The following is a 661-nucleotide window of genomic DNA, read 5'->3' on the forward strand; positions in this document are numbered from 1 at the left end:
ATAATATTGGGGGCATAGGTTTGTAAGCCCATCTGCGCACCATTTACATCATCAACAAATATCCCCTTATGATAAATCTCAACAGGGAAAGCGAGAGCAGTTGATACAATACCGGCCTTATCGCTTGCAGTAACAGCATGGAGATAGTCTACTAAGATGGCCTTGCTTGCGGAAGCTGCGGCGAAGGTTAGTACACCTGAGGCATAGGTATATTCGCCAAGGGCAGCAGGCGCGCTTTCAACCAAAGTACAGGGAGTACCATCTGCGAAAAATACTTTAACTTTGCCAAGCGCGGCGGTTGTTTTTGCATCAGTCTTGTATTTCAAATCAACCGTATAAGCTGTATCGGCGGGGACCATATGAGGTTCATCAAATTCCATAATATCAACCGAGGTACCGCGAGTAACAGTTCCGCCCGCAGCCAGAGCGATTTGGTCCAAATTAAATTTGTTGTTGGTAAAGGCGATACTACCCGAGCGGTCGCCTTCTGTAAATCCAATAGGCCATAATCCATCGCCGCCATAAACTGCATTGCGAGGTAACTTCAAGGACACACTCATATCGCCCAGGTGCCCAAGATAACCACCAACAGAACCGTCTGAAACCTTTAGGGCAAGCATTTTACCGACACCCTTGACGATAAAATCTCTTGATAACGTAG

At 46.6% G+C, this 661-nt stretch carries 1 protein-coding gene; it reads right to left on the bottom strand.

Features of this window, described 5'->3' with window-relative positions:
- A partial coding sequence (locus B2633_RS16415; RefSeq protein ID WP_483171766.1) for a hypothetical protein occupies positions 1-661 on the bottom strand: 661 nt, incomplete at both ends.

This window comes from Syntrophomonas sp. UBA1041, from assembly GCF_002316705.1.
GTDB lineage: Bacteria > Bacillota > Syntrophomonadia > Syntrophomonadales > Syntrophomonadaceae > DTU019.